Source organism: Streptomyces sp. AF1A, from assembly GCF_047340315.1.
GTDB lineage: Bacteria > Actinomycetota > Actinomycetes > Streptomycetales > Streptomycetaceae > Streptomyces.
Map to the genome: position 1 here is coordinate 20,419 of NZ_JBLEBI010000013.1, position 17,542 is coordinate 37,960.

The 17,542-nt window shown below is 71.6% G+C and carries 15 protein-coding genes and 1 pseudogene; 7 read left to right on the forward strand and 9 right to left on the reverse strand.

Features of this window, described 5'->3' with window-relative positions; genetic code table 11:
- The first annotated feature begins 273 nt into the window (after positions 1–273).
- Entirely contained in the window at positions 274–654 is a 381-nt protein-coding gene (locus ACLU3S_RS06620) for an antibiotic biosynthesis monooxygenase family protein (protein ID WP_413950799.1), read from the forward strand.
- Between the two features lie 291 nt (positions 655–945).
- Positions 946–1,536 carry a TetR/AcrR family transcriptional regulator gene (locus ACLU3S_RS06625; protein ID WP_413950800.1) on the forward strand — a complete coding sequence of 197 codons (591 nt, stop codon included), beginning with the start codon at positions 946–948 and terminating at the stop codon, positions 1,534–1,536.
- Between the two features lie 50 nt (positions 1,537–1,586).
- Here the strand turns inward: ACLU3S_RS06625 and ACLU3S_RS06630 are convergent, their stop codons facing one another.
- The 5 genes from ACLU3S_RS06630 to ACLU3S_RS06650 all read right to left on the reverse strand — a co-directional run bounded on the left by ACLU3S_RS06630 (position 1,587) and on the right by ACLU3S_RS06650 (position 8,067).
- Complete coding sequence (locus tag ACLU3S_RS06630) at positions 1,587–2,222, reverse strand: cysteine hydrolase family protein (RefSeq protein WP_413950801.1); 636 nt, start codon at positions 2,220–2,222, stop codon at positions 1,587–1,589.
- 598 nt (positions 2,223–2,820) lie between these two features.
- Positions 2,821–3,072: a hypothetical protein gene (locus ACLU3S_RS06635; RefSeq protein ID WP_413950802.1), complete on the reverse strand. Its 252-nt coding sequence runs from the start codon at positions 3,070–3,072 to the stop codon at positions 2,821–2,823.
- Positions 3,073–3,217: 145 nt separating this feature from the next.
- The gene (locus ACLU3S_RS06640) at positions 3,218–6,424 is read right to left on the reverse strand and encodes a TIM-barrel domain-containing protein (protein WP_413950862.1); all 3,207 of its coding nucleotides are present in this window, start codon (positions 6,422–6,424) and stop codon (positions 3,218–3,220) included.
- Between the two features lie 391 nt (positions 6,425–6,815).
- The gene (locus tag ACLU3S_RS06645) at positions 6,816–7,841 is read right to left on the reverse strand and encodes a LacI family DNA-binding transcriptional regulator (RefSeq protein ID WP_413950803.1); all 1,026 of its coding nucleotides are present in this window, start codon (positions 7,839–7,841) and stop codon (positions 6,816–6,818) included.
- Positions 7,842–7,920: 79 nt separating this feature from the next.
- Positions 7,921–8,067: a hypothetical protein gene (locus ACLU3S_RS06650; protein WP_413950804.1), complete on the reverse strand. Its 147-nt coding sequence runs from the start codon at positions 8,065–8,067 to the stop codon at positions 7,921–7,923.
- A gap of 747 nt (positions 8,068–8,814) precedes the next feature.
- Between ACLU3S_RS06650 and ACLU3S_RS06655 the strand changes: the two genes are divergently transcribed.
- Positions 8,815–11,085, forward strand: a complete 2,271-nt coding sequence (locus ACLU3S_RS06655; RefSeq protein WP_413950805.1) for a glutaminase domain-containing protein — start codon at positions 8,815–8,817, stop codon at positions 11,083–11,085.
- A 144-nt stretch (positions 11,086–11,229) separates the two neighbouring features.
- Here ACLU3S_RS06655 and ACLU3S_RS06660 read toward each other — a convergent pair whose 3' ends face one another.
- Positions 11,230–12,483, reverse strand: a complete 1,254-nt coding sequence (locus ACLU3S_RS06660; RefSeq protein WP_413950806.1) for an MFS transporter — start codon at positions 12,481–12,483, stop codon at positions 11,230–11,232.
- A gap of 56 nt (positions 12,484–12,539) precedes the next feature.
- Here ACLU3S_RS06660 and ACLU3S_RS06665 point away from each other — a divergent pair, with 56 nt between their 5' ends.
- Positions 12,540–12,902, forward strand: a complete 363-nt coding sequence (locus ACLU3S_RS06665; RefSeq protein ID WP_413950807.1) for a winged helix-turn-helix transcriptional regulator — start codon at positions 12,540–12,542, stop codon at positions 12,900–12,902.
- A 113-nt stretch (positions 12,903–13,015) separates the two neighbouring features.
- On the opposite strand, the gene ACLU3S_RS06670 is transcribed toward ACLU3S_RS06665, so the two are convergent.
- The 3 genes from ACLU3S_RS06670 to ACLU3S_RS06680 form a co-directional block, all read right to left on the reverse strand.
- Positions 13,016–13,828, reverse strand: a complete 813-nt coding sequence (locus ACLU3S_RS06670; protein ID WP_413950808.1) for a class I SAM-dependent methyltransferase — start codon at positions 13,826–13,828, stop codon at positions 13,016–13,018.
- 320 nt (positions 13,829–14,148) lie between these two features.
- The gene (locus tag ACLU3S_RS06675) at positions 14,149–14,976 is read right to left on the reverse strand and encodes a lectin (protein WP_413950809.1); all 828 of its coding nucleotides are present in this window, start codon (positions 14,974–14,976) and stop codon (positions 14,149–14,151) included.
- A 396-nt stretch (positions 14,977–15,372) separates the two neighbouring features.
- Positions 15,373–16,128: a hypothetical protein gene (locus ACLU3S_RS06680; RefSeq protein WP_413950810.1), complete on the reverse strand. Its 756-nt coding sequence runs from the start codon at positions 16,126–16,128 to the stop codon at positions 15,373–15,375.
- 225 nt (positions 16,129–16,353) lie between these two features.
- Between ACLU3S_RS06680 and ACLU3S_RS06685 the strand changes: the two genes are divergently transcribed.
- The 3 genes and pseudogenes from ACLU3S_RS06685 to ACLU3S_RS06695 form a co-directional block, all read left to right on the forward strand.
- On the forward strand, positions 16,354–16,983 hold the full coding sequence (locus ACLU3S_RS06685) for a DUF3887 domain-containing protein (RefSeq protein ID WP_413950811.1): 630 nt from the start codon (positions 16,354–16,356) through the stop codon (positions 16,981–16,983).
- Positions 16,984–17,028: 45 nt separating this feature from the next.
- Positions 17,029–17,244: a PLD nuclease N-terminal domain-containing protein gene (locus ACLU3S_RS06690; protein WP_413950812.1), complete on the forward strand. Its 216-nt coding sequence runs from the start codon at positions 17,029–17,031 to the stop codon at positions 17,242–17,244.
- Positions 17,245–17,261: 17 nt separating this feature from the next.
- Positions 17,262–17,444, forward strand: a pseudogene (locus ACLU3S_RS06695) (GNAT family N-acetyltransferase); the annotation flags it as partial.
- Positions 17,445–17,542: the final 98 nt, after the last annotated feature.

The window sequence follows — 17,542 nt, forward strand, 5'->3', positions numbered from 1 at the left end:
CGCGGAGCGCTGAAGCGGCCGTGATGCGATGCACCACGGCCGCTTGGATCACGCCCGGCGCAGAAGAGTTCGTTGAACGACCGACATTTTTTCTGATGCCCAGTCAGGCAGCCCAAGTCTCGGTCTGCTGGGGGTTCTTCATGGCTGTGGCAGCAGCTCTCCGCCGAGGACCGGCCCTGTGGGCAGGGTGAGTCCGACGATCGGTCCGGGCTCAGTGAACCTGGGCAGGAAACGCGCTGGATCGCCGGCCGCGCCCCGCCTTACCGTGGCGCCATGAGCGATCACACCGACGCCCCTGTCGCGCCCGTAGGGGCCTTCGAACCCCCCTATTACGTGGCCGTCTTCACCACGGTGCGAACCCAGGACCAGAGTGGCTACAGCGAGACCGACGCACGCATGGAAGAACTCGTGAAGAACGTCCCCGGGTTCCTGGGAATGGACCACGCGCAGACTCCCGGCGGTCTGGGCATCACCGTCGGCTACTTCCGCGACGCCGACGCCCTCACGAAGTGGCGGTGCGACGCCGAGCACCGCGCGGCGCAGAAGCGCGGGCGAGCCCAGTGGTACGAGTGCTACACGCTGCATGTGGCGAAGGTGGAGCGGAGCCACGGGTTCGCGCGAGCGGAGGGCCCGCAGAGCCGGGCAACCGACTGAGGCCGGAGCCCGGCAGCGCAGCCGTGCCGGCTCCGGCAGGGACCGTGCCCTGCGGGATCACCGGCCGGCCGGCCCACGGCCGTGCCCCGTCGGGGTGCCCGCGCAGCCGCCGCCACCGACGGCTGCGCGGACAGCGCGGCGTCACTGCCGTGCGGCTCTGCCGGTTCGCACGGGTCGAGGAGCCCGGGATCGACGCATGTCGAGCCGAGAGGCCGTGCGCCAGGTGCGGAGTATGATGGGCATCATCCAGTTGGCGGCGGCCCGGGGCCGCATCTTCGGAGGAGGTCCGGCATGGGACACTCGCAGGCGGACAAGGCCGCGTCCCGCGAACGAGTGCTGCGCATCGCGTCCCGCAAGGTCCGGGCCGAAGGCGTCACCCGTCCCGGCATCGCGGAACTGATGCAGGAGGCGGGCCTCACCCACGGCGGCTTCTACAAGCACTTCGCCTCCCGCGACGACCTGATCGCGCAGGCGGCGACCCGGGCCCTCACCGAGGGCTCGGCGAAGATGGAGAACGCCGCACGCAAGAACGAGCAGGAGCCGGCGACCGGCCTCATCGACGCCTACCTCGCCCAGCGGCACCGCGACGCGCCCGCCACCGGCTGCGCCCTGGTCACCCTCGGCGCCGATGCGGGCCGAGGTGACCGGCAGCTCAAGGACGCGTACGAGAAGCAGGTGCGCGCATATCTCGACCTGATCGCCGGCATGGACGACGACGCCGAGGAAGCCAGGGCCGAGGCCATGCTCACCCTCAGCGCGCTGGTCGGGGCCATGCTCATGTCCAGGGCCGTCGCCGACCCCGCCTTCTCCGACGAACTGCTCGGCACGGTCGCCGACCGCCTCAAGCGGCGCCGGCCCCGAGCCGCCGAACCGGCCGCCTGATTTCCGCCGAGACCGGCGCGTCCCCCGGCCGGCGGCCCGGGCTCACCCGCTCAACGGAGGGTTCTCACGAACTCGTCCGCCGTCAGGACGGCATGCGCGTACGCCGGCGCGTTGATGTCGAACGTCGCCTTCATCTCGTCCCAGGTGAAGGCGCCGATGGCGTCGCGTACGAGGGTGACGTGGTATCCCAGCTCCTGCCCGAAGCGGGCGGTGGTGTCCACGCAGGTGTTGGCCTTCATGCCGATGATCACCAGCTTCTGGACCTTGTGCTGCTTCAGCATCATGTCCAGGTCCGTGTTCGCGAAGCCGCTGGATGCCCAGTGCTGCCGCATGACCAGCTCGTTCTCCCGCGGTACGAAGTCCGGATGCCATGCGGCTCCCCAACTGCCGACCGCGCACGTCTGCCCTTCCACGACGCGCTGCTGTGTCGGGGAGAGGTGGTCCCAGGTCAGGTAGTCGCCGGGCGCCGTCTGGCGGTGCGGCACGATGAACACGTGGAAACCGTGGTCGCGAGCCGCGGCCAGCACCGCGCGCATATGGTCGAGCAGCCCGATGCCCTCCGCGACCTCCTTGGCCCGCGGCCACAACTTGCCTCCCTCGGAGAGGAAGTCGTTGTACGGATCGATGATGAGCAACGCGGTCTCTTCGGCCGGATAGGCCACACGTGCTCGTGCTCCGGTGTTCATCGCAACTCCTCGGCGCTGCCTCGTGTCCCACGTCAGAACGCCGGTGCGGGGCTTGCCCCGGATCCGGGTCGGGGAGGCAATTCCGTCTCCCGGACGACCTCCGCGCCGCGTGGCTCCGCTCGAGATGTCATGGCATCCCTGCCCGACGCACCCCCCTTGCGTGTGTGCGCCGGGCGAGGATCAACGGCTCGGCGTTCGTCCTCGCGGCGCGCTGCGCGACCGCCCCGACCGGCTCGCGCTCCCACTGGGACACCCGGTCCTCGACGCTTCACACACCATACGAGTACGGGAGCGCTCCGGCACCTGGAGAGGCTGTCCAGGACGGACGGGCGGGGCCGCTCGAGGGGGTGGGGCCGGAGCCGGGCGCGGCCAGGGGCACGCCCGGGAGCACCTCGTCAGGTGCTGCTCCTGCGGATCCCGGGCCTGCGGCGCGGAGGACGACCGGCGCGCGGCCGCCCGGCCTCGTCCGGTGATCCGGCAGGCCGTTGGTGTGCGAGGGACGAGGGCAACCGACGGCGGGGCACGCGGCGAACGGCCCCGGACCGATTCCGGTCCGGGGCCTTTGACACTCGCTCAGGGATGCACACAGCCGAAGCTGCTACCAGCCCCCACCGCATTCGGAACCGAAGCTGGTGAACTGGGCACCCGGGTTGCCCTCGCCGTTCAGCACGTTTCCGAAGAGGCCGTTGGCGAGGCCCACCTCACCGAAGAGGTCCATGTTGAAGTCGTGGGACTTGCAACCGCCGCCGTGCCCGCCTCCGGCGGCGTGTGCGGAGGCGGGGCCGATGCCCATGAGGCTGATGCCACCGACGAGGGCGATCCCGACGGCCGCCTTGCGAAGCCTGCTCATGTCTTCTCCTTCAGCCGAGTAGAGCGCACCATAAGAAGATCCACTAAGCGCTCCTTTCGGAGGCTAGATCGACATCTCCCACGGCGCTCATCGGGGCGGCCATCCGGGCTCCGGGACGTGAACCGTCAGGGTGTGTGCCTGCTCCCTACTGGTAGGTGACGGTGATCGGCCGGCGGACGGTGTGCCGGGGCAGCGTGATCGTGAGGGTCCCGGTGGAGCTGTTCCAGCGGTAGTCGGACGCGGTCAGCCCTACGCCGCCGGCGGCGACCTCCATGGGCGCGTGGGTGACCCCCAGCAGGGACAGCGTCCACCGGCGGTTCCTCACCTGGCCGTGGAAGGAGCCCCGCGCCGGACCGATCGACACCGTGTGGCGCGCGCCGCGGCTGCCGTACCGGATGGTCGTCGTGGCGCTGTGCCCCTTGCCCGTGGCGGTCCCGTCGTCCTCGTACAGGCGGTACGACCCCGGCGCGCCGGTGGCGACGGTCAGGGTGAGGTCGGTCAGCGGGGCCTTGTCGTTGCTCGCCACGTCGTGGGTGCGGGTCGGCAGGATGCCGCCGGCCTTGACGAACACGGGCATGGTGTCCAGGCCGGTGGTGACGTCCTGGGTGGTGCCACCCTGGTAGGTCCTGCCGGTGAAGTAGTCGGTCCACCGGCCGGGCGGGAACCACACCGAGGTCGTCGCGGTCGTCCCCGGCGTCGTGACCGGCGCGACCAGGACGTCCGGGCCGTAGAAGTACTCGCTGCCCGCTGTGGCGTACGCCTGGGCCTCCTCCGGGTACTCCAGGTAGGTGGGGCGGACGATCGGCACACCGATGCGGTTCGCCTCCTCGGCCAGAGAGTAGGTGTAAGGCACCAGGTTCTCGCGGAGGTTGAGGAACGCGTCCGCGGACGTGCGCGCCTCGGCGCCGTACTGCCAGGGCAGCCGGTCGCTGTGGTTGCTGTGCAGGCGGTCGACCGGCTGGAAGGCGCCGAACTGCACCCAGCGGGCGTACAGGTCGTCGGGCAGTTTGTGCGTGGTGCGGGTCTGGCCGCCGTCGGTGTAGGTCTCCGAACCGGTCAGCCCCGTCGTGTCGTTGTGGCCGCCGATGTCGTGCGTGATGGCGGCCATTCCGGTCGCCGCCGACTCACCCGGGGTGTAGCCGACCTCCAGCTTCAGGGTGCCCCAGGTGGAGGAGGTGTCGCCGGTGAAGTGCACGGTGCTGCGCTTGTCCGCCCACGGCCCGGTCGGCAGCGCCTGCCGGCCGCTGTATCCGCCGGCCTGCAGGGAGCCGTAGGCGCGGGAGAGGACGAAGCCGCGGCCGAGGGTCTTCGCGGTGAGGGCGGCGTACTGCTGGTTGATCCAGGCGTCCGGCGTGACACCCCGCAGCGAGGACTGCGAGGAGTCGCAGCACCAGTCGAGCCACCAGAAGTCGTTGCCCTGCTCGTCCAGGGTCCGGTGCAGGTCCAGGTAGGCCTTGAGCTGGTCGGGGTCGCCGAAGTCGAAGGTGTAGCAGTTGTTCTCGACCGAGGCACCGGGGGCGCAACCGCCCTTCGTCAGCCTGCCCTTGGCCGTGGCCTGTGCCTGGGCGAACTGGGGGTCGGAGGCGAGGATGCTCGGGTGCACGTTGAGCGTGTTGTGCAGCCCCTGTGCGGCGGACCAGTCGAAGAAGCCCTTCGGGTCCGGGAACCTGCCCGGGTCCATCTCCCAACCGCTCCAGCTGTTCACGGCCTTGAAGTCCGTGTCGGTCACCAGGACGTCCAGCGGGACGCCTTCGGAGCGGAAGGCCGGGAGGATGGTGTCCTCGTAGTCGGCCGCGGTGCGGTCGATGTACTCCGAGTACCACACCCCGTACGCCCACGGGGGCAGAAGCGCGGGAGGCCCGGTCAGGGTGGCCAGGTCGGTGAGGCCCTGCTTGTAGTCGTGCCCGTAGCCGAAGACGTAGCCGTCCTGGTAGGGCCGGCCGTCGTGCGCGGGACGCGGTGTCACCTTCTGCGTGGGGGTGTCGTAGAGCGCCGACGGGGTGTCGTCCAGCAGGTACCAGCCGTCCTTGGCGAGCAGTCCGGGGGTGGTCGTGGGGGCGGCGCCGGTGCCGGTCACTCCGTCCAGGCCGCGGCGGTAGCCGCCGAGTGCGAGGTGCGGCTGCGGGGCCGCGGCGCCGGTGGGGGTCGCGGAGACGGTGTCCAGGTTGACGTGGCAGCTCGCCGTGCCGGGGCAGCCGAGGGTGACGTCGTCCTCGCCCGCCTTCAGGGTCACGGGCACGGAGGCGGTCTGCCAGTCGTCCCAGTCCTTCGTCGCCGGAAGGGTCAGTGTCCCGGTGCCGGCGCCCGTGGACACCGTGGCGGTGCGGGTCTGGTGCAGGCCGTCGCCGCCGGTGCCGTTGGCGTAGCGCACCCGCAGGGTGTAGGTGCCGTCGGCGGGCACGCCGACCAGGTGGGTGGTCAGGCCCGATCCCTGGTTCAGCTCGGCGACGAAGCCGCCTCCCGCGTACCCCTGGTGGTCGGTGGCGCTGGTCGCGGTGCCGGCGATCCGGCCGGCCTCCGCCTCGCAGCTCACCCCGAGCAGGCAGTCGGGGATCGCCGTGGTGGACACCGGCGGGTAGGGATCGCCGGGGCGTACCAGCGCGACGCTGTCGATGTTGACGTTCCCGCTGTCCAAGGCGGTGCGGGTCAGCGCGATCGTGTGATGTCCCGCGCCGAGCGAGACGTCCGTGGTGGCGAGCTTCCAGGTGTCCCAGTCGCCCGTGGTGGGCAGGGTCACCGTCCGCTGCGCCCCGCCGTCGACCGACAGCGTCAGCGTCCGGGTCTGGTTCTTTCCGTCGCCGCCTAGGGAGTTGGCGTAGCGCAGGCCGAACCGGTAGGTACCGGCGCTGCTGACATCGATGTCGGCCGACGCCGAGCTGCCGGTGCCCGCGAATCCCGCGGCGAAGCCGGTGCCCGTGTGGCCGGCGTGGTCAAAGGCCACGGACACGCCGTCGAGCCGGAGGTTCTCCGCCTCGCACAGGTCGCCCGGCTCGCAGGTCAGCCGCTGCCAGGGGGTGGCGGTCACCGGTGCGTCGCCCGCGGTCAGGCGCACCGAGAGGTTGCGGACGTCGAACGGTCCGGAGCCGACCCGGTAGCGCAGGGTCAGCGCGCTCGTGGTGATGGTCAGCCAGCCGTCGGACGTTCGGGCCGTGTAGGAGGCCGGGGCGAAGCCGTCGCGGCCGATCGCGTTGAACGTCGGGGCGTCGGTGAACGTGTGGTCGCCCGCGTACTCGGTGCGGATCAGCGTCGGCGACAGCACCTCGAAGCGGGCGTCGCCGGAGGTCACGGCCGGGACGTGCCGGCCTTGCCGCGCCTCGCCGGCCGCGACGGGACCGGTGCCCGCCAGTGTCATGGTGGCGGCGACGGCCAGGGCCGCCGCCGCGCCCACCTGCCGCCGCGCTGTTCCGCGCCGTCGTTTCCTCGATACGCCTGTCATGTCGACTCCGTTTCTCCTTCGACCGGTTGACGGGTGACTGCCGTGCGGCGGGGGCGTCGCATGTCGTCACACGCCGCCGCCGGCACCGGCCGGCCGGTGCTCACGCCGTCGGGTGCGGAAAGCGGAACTCGGTGCGGCTGCGGTACTCCTGGCCGGGTCGCAGGACCGCGCTCGGGTACTCCGGCCGGTTCGGCGAGTCGGGATGTCGTGCGCGGTGCCGTACGGTGAGCCGGTCAGGGTGCAGTGGGGTATCGGCATCCTCGTCCTCGCTCGTCGAAGGTGTACGGCGGCGCTGAGGCGGTTCCGGTCAGGTCCTTCGGATCGCGGTGGATTCGCGCACGATCAGCCGGTAGCCGGGCTGGATCAGGCGGGGTGCCGGCGGCGGGTCCATCGCCCGGGCGGCGATGCGCTCCACCAGACAGTCGACGGCGAGCCGGGCGAGGCCGGCCTTGTCGGGTGCGACCGTGCTCAGCGACACCGCTCCGTAGCGCCCCTCCTCGATGTCGTCGAACCCGACGACCGCGATGTCCTCGGGCACCCGCAGGCCGCGTTCGACCAGGGTGCGCATGGCGCCCAGCGCGATCAGGTCGTTGTAGGCGAACACGGCGTCGGGACGCTGGTCCCGGTCGAGCAGACAGGCCATCGCGGCGGCGCCGTCGGCCCGGTCGTAGCCCTCGGTGGCCACCACCAGGGACTCGTCGGGGACCAGTCCGGCCGCGGTGATGGCCTCGCGCCAGCCGCGCAGGCGCAGATGGGCGGGCTGGCGGGCGCTCTCGCGGCGTGCGCCGAGGAAGGCAACCCGGCGCCGGCCGAGGTCGAGCAGATGGCGCACCGCGATCCGGGCCGCACCCACGTTGTCGATCATGATGTGGTCGTAGGGGCCCTCGTACTCGCGCTCGCCGAGCAGCACCATGGGCGGACCTTCGGGGCGGTCCAGGAGGTCCTTGTGCTCCAGCCCGATGGGGCTGAGGATCAGGCCGTCGATCACGTGCGAGCGGAAGCCCTGGGAGACCAGCAGTTCCTTCTCCCGCAGCCCCGCGGTGTGGTCGAGCAGCACCGTGAGGTCGTGCCGGGCGGCGGCGTCGATCACCGCGCCGGCCACCTCCGCGAAGTAGGGGTTGCCCAGTTCCGGAATGGCCAGGGTGATCAGCCCGGTGCGGCCCTTGCGCAGGTGGCGCGCCGTCAGGTTGGGCCGGTAGCCGAGCTCGTCGATGGCGCGCTGGACCCGCTCGCGGGTACGGGGGGTGACGTGCGGGTAGTCGTTGACGACGTTCGAGACGGTCTTCACCGACACGCCGGCGCGCAGCGCGACATCCTTCAGGCTGACGCCCACGACGGTCCTTTCTCAAAGGCGGAGGGTGGTCCGGCGCTCTGCCGGGCGGCCGTGCCGGGCCGGATTCGGCGGCGGGTGCTCATTCCAGCTGTTGGGTGCGGCTGAGCAGGGCCTGCATCAGGACTACCACAGCCAGAAAGGCGCCGTTGACCGTGTCGGTGAAGGCGGAGCCGTACTGCGAGAAGGAGTGGTCGACGAGGTTGTGGACGACCGCCGGCAGCAGCACGCCGTGCCGCCGCCGGAAGCGCCGGGCGAGGCCAACTGCTGGGCGGCCGCGGTGGTGTCGCTGCTCGCGCCGGCAGCGGAGGCGGGCGAGTCGTCACCGGAGTCGGTGCAGGCGGTCGCGGTCAGGCACAGGCCTGCGGTCAGTACCGCGGCGGAGACGGCCTTGGCCCGGAGGAAGGAGTACATGCGCCGATCACATCCTCGTCGAAGGGGTCGGAGCGTGCGGGTTCTGACGGAAGGTAGAGCGGGAGAACCGGCCGGGCGGGCTGGTGGGCGACCTGGCCTGACACGGTGATACAACGATGTAGAGGCACAGTGGAGGATGACCTCCGAAACTGTCAATGCGTCGGTTCGGCCTCGCATCGATTGGCTTGTTCGAAGCTCACTACGAGGGCCGGGGGTCAGCCCCTGAGGCCGTCGTCAGCCCGTCGACACGATCCCTCGTTCGCCTCAACTCTTCGGACAATACGGAGAGTTGAGCCCCACCCTCCCAGGACTTCCAGCGCCGGGAACCTGGCGGGCGCCAAGGGGTGGACATGACAATCTGGCTGTGCTGTCATCGTCCTGCTCACTTTTCCATCGTTGTACCGGCGATCTCTCCGCGACTTCCCCACCTGCCCTGTGGTCCATGCCAGGGCCCGCGCGCCGTCCCCTCCGGCTCCTTGTGGCGGATCGACGCGCCCACCCCCGCGCGCACCTCTGCCCGTCCTTCACCGTCTTCCCCGAGCGGCTCTTCCAGGAGATCCGAATGACGCCAAGGAACGACAACACCGAGCTGCCTGCGCACGACTCCGGCGTCCCCGATACCCCGGCCGGACCTGGCGCCCCCGCCGGGAGTCTCAGCCGCCGCGGCCTGATCCGGTGGACCGGCGCGGGCCTCGGTGCCGCCGGCACCGGTCTGCTGCCGGGCTTCGCCCACAACGCCTGGGCCGCCGCCGGCCGCCCGCTGCAGGGGACGTCCGCGCGGAGGGGCGTCCCCGCCTCCTCCGGCGGCCACTCCCCCGGCCCGTCGGCTCCCGCGTTCGATCCGATCCGGCCACCCGCCGTGCCACTGGCCGTCCGCTCGCCCTATCTGAGCACGTGGCTGGACGCCGATCTGCCGGCCGGCCACTGGCCGGCCTTCTGGACCGGCCACACCACCGCCATGACCGGTGTCATCCGGGTCGACGGCACCAACTTCCTGTTCCTGGGCGCGCCCAACGTGCCCGACCACCCGCTCTCCCGCGGCGCGGTCCAGCGCTCGCTGACCCTCACCGCGACCCGCTCGCGGTTCGTCTTCGAGGCCGGGGGCGCGCAGCTGACCCTGACGTTCCTCTCCCCCGTCGAGCCCGGCGACCTGCGCCGCCAGTCGATGCCGCTGTCGTACGTCATCGCGGACGTGCGCAGTTCCGACGGCGGGGCACACGACGTCTCGCTGTACCTCGACATCTCCGGCGAGTGGGCCTCGGGCGACTCCGGAACGAAGATCCGCTGGTCCCAGCAGCAGCTGTCCGGCTCCGGCGGCACCACGGCGACCTCGCTGTCCTTCGCTGCGGACAACCCCGGAGTGCTCGAGGAGAACGGCGACATGGCCTCCTGGGGAACCGTCGTGTGGAGCGCCACCGACCGCCCGGGGCTGAGCTGGCAGATCGGCTCGGACACCGACGTCCGTGCCACCGCACTGGCCGGCCACGCGCTGGCCGACTCGGCGGACACCCGCCAGCCGCGTGCCATCGACGACAGCTGGCCGGTCTTCGCCTTCCGTTTCGACCTCGGCAGTGTGCGGGCTTCGACACGGGCACTGATGTCGGTCGGGCACGTCCGCGAGCCCGCCGTCAGCTACCTCGGCGAGCAGTTGCCGCCGTTGTGGAAGTCGTACTGGTCGAGCCGGCAGGCCATGGTCGGCTTCTTCCACTCCGACGCGACCGCGGCGCAGAAGCGCACCGCTGCCCTGGACCACAAGGTGCGGACGGAGGCGACGGCCGCGGGCGGCGCGAAATACGCCGCGCTGTGCGCGCTCTCCCTCCGGCAGGCGTACGCGGGCACCGAACTGGTCAGCAGGAAGGGCAGGCCCTGGGCCTTCCTGAAGGAGATCTCCTCCGACGGCAACGTCTCGACCATCGACGTGACCTACCCGGCGATGCCGGTGTTCCTCTACCTGGACCCGCGGTACCTCGGCCTGCTCCTCGAACCGCTCTTCGACTACGCGGAGAACGGCGGCTGGCCCAAGAAGTTCGCCCAGCACGACCTCGGCTCCAGCTACCCCGACGCGAGCGGACACAACGACGGCAACGAGGAGGACATGCCGGTCGAGGAGTCCGCCAACATGCTCCTGATGACGGCGGCCTACCTCGCGCGCAGCGGCTCCGCCGAGGCCGCCGCGTTCGCCTCCGCGCACTACGCGATCCTCAAGCAGTGGGCCGACTATCTGGTGGACAACGCCCTCGACCCGGGCTACCAGAACCAGACCGACGACTTCACCGGCTTCATCGCCCACAGCGCGAACCTCGCCCTGAAGGGCATCCTGGCCATCGGCGCCATGGGCCGGATCGCGACCGTGGCAGGCCACTCCTCGGACGGCGCCCACTACGACAGCACCGCCCGCGACTACATCGGCCAGTGGGTGGACAAGGCCCAGGACACCGGCAAGGACCACCTCAAGCTCGCCTACGACCAGCCCGGCACCTGGAGCCTGAAGTACAACGGCTACCCCGACTCACTGCTCGGGCTGAACCTCGTACCGCGCGACGTGGCCCGCGCAGAGGGCGACTGGTACCTGTCGCAGGCCAACCAGTACGGCATCCCACTGGACCCGCGGCACAGCTACACCAAGGGCGACTGGGAGATGTGGACGGCCGCCTGGCTGCGCGACCACCCGGTCAGCGACCTGCTGATCTCCTCGCTCTACCGGTTCGCGCACACCTCGCCCTCGCGGACGCCGTTCACCGACTGGTACGACACCGCGGCGAACACCCGCAGCGGCTTCCAGGCCCGCCCGGTGGTCGGCGGCGTCTTCGCGCTGCTGAGCCTGCGCCGATGACCGTCCCCGACCGGTGCCGGCGGACGCGCCGTCACCGCCGGCACCCGCGCCCCACCGCGCCAGGGCCGAGAAGCAGGGTCACCTCCTGCAAGGGGCGGCGCGGACCGTTCCGGCCAAGGTGTGCGGGCAAGGGCCCGGACGCCGTCAGGGCCCACCCGGCGAACTACGGCCCGGGACGCCTCCGATGCGGCTCCGCGCCGCCGGCACCGCTTCGCCGATCAGGGTGGCGAGCGCGGCTCCGAGGGCGCTGACTCCGACCAGGGTCAGCCAGATCGCGGCTGCGCCCGCGGACAGCAACCCGGAGAGGGCGGCCGGAGCGACCGCTCCCGCGATGCTCACGGCGAGCTGGTTGAGGGCCAGGTAGCGCCCGCGCAGAGCCTCTGGGGCGCTCTCCGCCGCGACCGTCGACGTGACGGGACCGCCGAGGATCTCACCGAGGGTGTAGACGAGGGCGCCGAGCAGCACGACGCCGACCGCGAGGGCGAGCGCGGTCACGCGGTCGGCGGCGAGGAACAGGAGGTAGCCGGTCGCACAGCAGGCGTGTCCGGCGACGAGGACGCGGCTGCGGACGCGCCCGCTGAGCCGCCCGACGACGGCGCCTTGGCCGAAGCCGACCATCAGGGTGTTGAGCGTGAAGACGGCACCGGCGGTCCAGCCGGGCAGTCCCAGCACGTCCACGGCGTAGACCGGTATCGCGACGTTGAGGGCGAACAAGGAGATCGCGAAGCACAGTTGATGCGCGACCACGGACAGGTACCGCACATCCCGGAGCACGCGCCGCCAGCCGCCGGCCGCGTCCCGGCCCGCCTCGGGACGGACGTTCGGCACGGCCCGCATCAGCACGAAGGCGGCGAGACAGGACAAGGCGTTGACGACCACGATCGCGGCGTAGACGCCGTGCGTGCCGAAGCCGACGGCGACGGCGGTCAGGAGGCCGCCGAGCGCGTAGCCGAGGTTGCGCACCGACCCCAGAAGACCGAACCAGCGCTCGCGCCCGCCCGGCGCGGCCAGCGCCGTGACGGCCGCGCCGTAGCAGCCGAAGAACACCGCCCGCCCGGCACTGTTCAGCCAGGCGCAGAGGGCGATCTGCCATGCCCGGTCCACGACGAGATACCCGGCGAAGCCGAGTGCCTGGGCCAGGTTCGCCGCCTGCAGCACCGGCTGGGTGCCGTACCTGTCGACCAGTCCTCCGACCAGAGGGCCCACCGGGAGCGCCAGCAGCCCGGCCGTCGTCAGGGCCGCGCCCACCTGCACCAGCGTCAGCGGCGTCGTGGCCAGGAAGTACAGCATCGAGACGGGGATGAAGACCCCGGTGCCGATCGAGTCGATGACGATCGCCGCGACGAAGCGGCCGTGCCGGGCCATGGAGGGACGGACCGTGTAATCGGGAAGAGTCACAGCCCGGGACGGTATAGATTCGATACCAGTATCCACAACGCTACCGGGAGCCGTGCATGGGCAACGCCTACAACGTCATGGCAGCGACCTGCCCCAGTCGCACCGTTCTGCACCGGATCGGGGCGCGCTGGACGGTGTTCGTCGTCAACGCACTGGACCACGGGCCGATGCGATTCACCGAACTCAAGGCGCACATCCGGGGGATCACTTCGAAGGCGCTCACCGAGACGCTTCGCGCGATGGAGTACGACGGTCTGATCTCTCGCACGGAGATTCCGGCACATCCCCCGCATGTCGAGTACGCCCTCACCGGCCTCGGGCGGTCGCTGCTGACGCCGCTGCGTGCCGTCCGGGAATGGGCCGAGAGCCACGTCCCCGACATCGAGCGCGCCCGCGCACAAGCCGATGCGCGACGGTGACTCCGTTCGCCGACGGGTGCGCATCGCTCGGAGCCACCTGTGCGGAGCGTCGTGGTCGTAGCCCCGAAGTGGCGCCTGTCAGGCCGGCGCCGACGTGGTCCGCGTCGGCGGCGTCATGCCCGGCCGTGCGCCAGCAGCGCCGCATGAGGCAGCGCCAGAGCGCCGTCGGGCCGGGTGAACTCCGCGCACAGCAGGTCGAAGTGCCGCCTGATCTCCGCGACGACCGCCGGAGTCTGACTGGTCACGATCTGCCCGATGGTCGCCACTCCGGCGGCCGGTCCGCTCCACCACTCCTCGCGCGTCGTCCGGTGGTCCCAGACCAGGGTGTCGCAGGTGGCGTTCAGCAGTCCGGCCTCGCCCAGCAGCGCGGCGAGACCCTGCCCGGTGCGGGGGAAATCGTCCTCGTGAGCCAGAGCCGACACGTGAGCGGGTGGGACGGCCCCCGCCGCCTGGACCGCCCTGCCGAGGAGGGCCTGCCCGGGGGCCGGGGGCACCGCCCAGATCGTCACCGCTATGCGTCCACCAGGACGCGTCATCCGGCGCAGCTCCCGCAGAGCCTCCCGAGGGCGTCCGACGTGGTTGAGGACGAAGTTGCCGACCACGGCATCGAACTCGCCGTCCGGGAAGGGCAGTCGGGGCAACGAGGCGAGCCGTACATCGGCTTCCGGGGCCGCCCGCCCGGCTCGGGCAACCATGTCCGGCTCGGCGTCCACGGCCGTGACCTTCGCTCCTCGCGCGCACGCGGCGGCCGCGACCGTGCCCGTACCCGTGCCCACGTCGAGGACGCGCACCCCCTCGCGGACTCCGGCGGCCCGGAGGAGGTCCGGCACGGCGTACGCGCAGAGCTTGGCGAAACTCGCCGCGTACGCGTCGGCCCGCCCAGCCCATGTGCGCCGTTCGTACTCATCGAACGCCGTGTGCGCCATCTGTCCCCTCCCGGAGCGACTACCACTGCTGCAAGGGCAGCACCGGTCCCTGCCGCCAACGCTAGCCTGATCGCCACGGTCAGCCGCCGGTTGCCCGCGATGCCGCACGGCGCCGCCTTACCAGTCGATGACGTCGCGGTCGTCGACTGGTCCTGTGGTGTCCGCGCCGGGCACGGTGGTGGGTGGGCTCGTCCGCGGCCCCGCGGTCCGTCCGGCCGGGCCGGGAAGCCGTCGCTGCGGCACAGGAGAAGCGGCTGCCGCAGCGACAGGGCGCCCCGGGCTTCTGTCCGGGGCGCCCACCTGGCCGGAAGTCCACTTGGTCAGTTCAGGACCTGTTCGGTGACGACGATGTGGCCCGCGTCGGGGTTGAGGACTCCGCCGAGACGGGCGAAGGCTCCGTCGGTCAGGTCCAGGCACTTGGGTTCCCGCGGGGTGGAGGTGAAGGTGCCCCGGTCGTTGATGCGCACCACGAGCGACCTGCCGTTGGCGACGTTGGTGACCTGCACCCTGGTGCCGAACGGGAGTTGCGGCTGCCGGCTGAGCGAGGTGGCCGCGGTGTCCGCGTTGTTGTCGAAGAGCTCGCCGCTGGCCGTGAGCGCGCCGGGAGGCTGAGGACCGTAGTGCGTCACCCAGCACTGGTCTCCCGTCTGGCCTCCCGACGCCACGGGGGCGTTCCACTTCTGGTTGGCGCCGCCGCTGCAGCTCCAGATCTGTATCCGGCTGCCGTTGGCGGAGTTGTTGTCGGTGACGTCCAGGCACTTGTTCGCCTGCGGGTTGACGATGTCGCGGGCGGCGGTGACGGTCCACTTCTGGTTCGCGCCGCCGGTGCACGACCACAGCTGCACCTTGGCGCCGTCGGCCGTCGAATTGCCGGTCACGTCCAGGCACTTGCCCAGGGCGCGGATCGTGCCGTCGCTGCCGGCCGTCCACTGCTGGGCGCCGGTGCCGTTGCAGTCGTAGAGCTGGACGGGTGTGCCGTCGGCCGGGTCGGCCCCGGCGACGTCCAGGCACTTGCCGGCCAGGCCCGTGATGGCGCCGGTCGCGGCCTGGGCGGGGGAAGCGGTCAGCAGCCCGGTGGCGAGGGACAGGGCGGCTATGGCGACGCCGGAGCCCAACGCGGGCCGACGGGTGGGGAGTTGCCTGAACATGACGGACGATGCACCCTTTCGCGTCGCAGAAGCGGTAGCAAAGTCGCCTTCTCGAGACAGGTGAGCAAGGCGGCACCCATGCAACATGCAGCACTCCCTCACGGAAAGGTCTAAACCAGACACGTATCGAGGCGGCCCCCGGCACCGGCGCGCGGCATCGCGCCACCGACATGCTCCAGGGAGCAGGGGCCCGCCCTCTGTGCCGAAGTCCTCCTTCTTAAGGCGCCGAGGAGGCTGGGGGTGCTCGGCGTGGTGCGCACGCCGCGGAGCCTGCGCACGTGTCCCGCGAGGTCCACCTCGCCACGAACCCGGACAAGCTCCCGACCGGAGAGCCGGACGGCACGCGCCCCCGAGCCGGGCCGACCGCTGCCACCGGTGACCGGACGGGGCCGTGCCTCAGCCGCAGCGGCCCGCCGCCGGCTTCCGGAGGGCGACCGAGGACGGAGCCTGCCGGACGTCGACGACATAGCACTGGGACCGCAAGGAGACGCCGGGCTCCAGCAGCCGGAAGGTGACGTCCAACTTGCCCGTGGACGACTCCACGTTCACCACGTCGATCCCGGGCGTCCGCCACACCGGTGCCACGCGCACGGCCTCGACTCCGCCCTTGCCGAGAGCCGCGCGCACCTCGGCGACCACGTCGTCCGCGACCTGGCCGGGTGGCCGGTAGAGGGCGGAGGCCGGGGCGGCGCACGACGTGTCGGGGACGCGCGCGGAGGTGGCCCGGACGGCGACGATGCGGAACCGGTAGCACCCCGTCGCCTCGGTCCGGCCCATGGCACCGGGCCCGAATCCCTCGAGCCGCGCGGTCACCGTCACCGTGCCGCCCTGCCGCCGAACCCGGACCGGGCCCAGGACGCGTCCCGTACGCACATCCCGGTCGATCTCGGTGCCGAGCAGCACCCCGTCACGCGCCGAGCCCGCCAGACGGGACCTGGTCAGTGCCGCCTGTCTCGCCATCGCACCGTGGGCCTCGCTCTCTCCGCGATGGCCGGCCACCGCCAGTCCCACCCACAGTCCGCACACCACCAGCAGGGCAAGGGCCGGCACGGCGAGACACCCGTTCCACAGACACCCGGCGACACCACCGCGTCCCAGCGACGTGCCCATCGGCACCGGATCCCGGCCGGCCCCGGCCCCGTCTCTCCCCATGCGGCCAGCATCCCGGCGCCGGCGGAGCCCCGCGGCCCGCGCGTCCGACACGTGACCCGATCGCCGCCCCGCCGCCACCAGGTGACGTCCCGTCAGCCGATCGGGGCGTGCTGGGTGTGCGAAGGGGCCGCCTCTCGCGCCCGTCGGGCTCGCGGTGGGTGCCGACAGGGAACGGCCGTAAAGGAATCCTTGACGGCAGCAGAGCCGTAAAGGCATCCTTGACATATGGCCGACGCCCCACGGACCCTCTCCGACCTCGGCGCCCTGCTGGCCGAGCAGGCATCGACGCTGGCTCAGGCGGTGGGCAGCCCGGTCACGCCGCCCGACTACCTCAACCTGGTCCGGCGCGCCCAGGACGTCGACCGGCTGGCGGAGCAGGTGCTCAAGCTGTGCGTGCAGCAGTGCCGGGACGCCGGCCACACCTGGCAGGAGATCGGCGACCTGCTGGGCGTCACCCGCCAGGCCGCCTTCCAGCGGTTCGGCAAGCCCATCGACCCCCGGACGGGAGAACCCATGGACAAGACGGTGCGCATGGCCGACGCGGCGGAACGTGCCATCAAGGTCGTCACCGATGTCCTCGAGGGCCGCATGGACGAAGCGAGGCAGTCCTTCAACGCCCAGGTTCTGGAGGCGTTCACCGACGAGGTGCGGGGCAACGGCCTGGCCACGGTCACCGGCCTGGTCGGCGCGTTCGAGGGCTTCGGCGAGGGCGAGCCCTTCGTCCGGCGCATCGGCGACCACACGGTCGTCGACATCCCGCTGCGCTACGAGGCCGGCGACATGAAGGCTCGCGTCGCGTTCGACGCCGACGAAAAGGTCGCCGGGCTCTTCATCCTCACGCCCGAGACCCCGTGAAGGGCTTGCCGCCGGGCAAGCGAGCATCCCGATGAGAGACGTCCCGTGCTCACCGACTCCCTGAGCTCCTCGTCACCCACACCCTGGGCGGCGATCGTGCCGCTGGTGGCGGTCGTCCCCGCCGTCTGCTGCATGTTCGACATCTCGCGACACCCCGACACCCGGAGGCTGTCCGCGCAGGCATGGCTGGCCATCTGCGCGTTCGGGAACGTGCTCGGCCTCGTGGCGTACCTCCGGTTCGGCCGCAGCAAGGACCGGTGACCGCTCCACCGGCCGCTCTGGTCGCCCACGACGAGCAGGGAGACGCCGTGGCGGCCGTGACGGTGTGGTCGGCCGGACCCGGCAGACCCGGGCTGTTCGAACCGATGGGCGTGCACCGGGAGCACCGCGGCCGCGGCCATGGCACGGCGACCGCCCTCGCCGTGGCCGCCGCGCTCGGGGAGCCGGGCTCGTCGAGCGCGGCGGCCGCACGCGGGCTTCCATGCGGGCTCCGTAGCCGCCTGAACGTCGGCCGGCTTGCGGCAGCGCCACTAGGTCCAAAGCCGACGCCGGGACGCCT

What these genes read in the sequence shown, in the direction of transcription:
- ACLU3S_RS06620 (WP_413950799.1), top strand. Translation starts at nt 274, where the DNA reads ATGAGCGATCACACCGACGCCCCTGTCGCGCCCGTAGGGGCCTTCGAA.
- ACLU3S_RS06625 (WP_413950800.1), top strand. Translation starts at nt 946, where the DNA reads ATGGGACACTCGCAGGCGGACAAGGCCGCGTCCCGCGAACGAGTGCTG.
- ACLU3S_RS06630 (WP_413950801.1), bottom strand. Translation starts at nt 2,222, where the DNA reads ATGAACACCGGAGCACGAGCACGTGTGGCCTATCCGGCCGAAGAGACC.
- ACLU3S_RS06635 (WP_413950802.1), bottom strand. Translation starts at nt 3,072, where the DNA reads ATGAGCAGGCTTCGCAAGGCGGCCGTCGGGATCGCCCTCGTCGGTGGC.
- ACLU3S_RS06640 (WP_413950862.1), bottom strand. Translation starts at nt 6,424, where the DNA reads ATGACACTGGCGGGCACCGGTCCCGTCGCGGCCGGCGAGGCGCGGCAA.
- ACLU3S_RS06655 (WP_413950805.1), top strand. Translation starts at nt 8,815, where the DNA reads ATGACGCCAAGGAACGACAACACCGAGCTGCCTGCGCACGACTCCGGC.
- ACLU3S_RS06665 (WP_413950807.1), top strand. Translation starts at nt 12,540, where the DNA reads ATGGGCAACGCCTACAACGTCATGGCAGCGACCTGCCCCAGTCGCACC.
- ACLU3S_RS06670 (WP_413950808.1), bottom strand. Translation starts at nt 13,828, where the DNA reads ATGGCGCACACGGCGTTCGATGAGTACGAACGGCGCACATGGGCTGGG.
- ACLU3S_RS06675 (WP_413950809.1), bottom strand. Translation starts at nt 14,976, where the DNA reads ATGTTCAGGCAACTCCCCACCCGTCGGCCCGCGTTGGGCTCCGGCGTC.
- ACLU3S_RS06680 (WP_413950810.1), bottom strand. Translation starts at nt 16,128, where the DNA reads ATGGGGAGAGACGGGGCCGGGGCCGGCCGGGATCCGGTGCCGATGGGC.
- ACLU3S_RS06685 (WP_413950811.1), top strand. Translation starts at nt 16,354, where the DNA reads ATGGCCGACGCCCCACGGACCCTCTCCGACCTCGGCGCCCTGCTGGCC.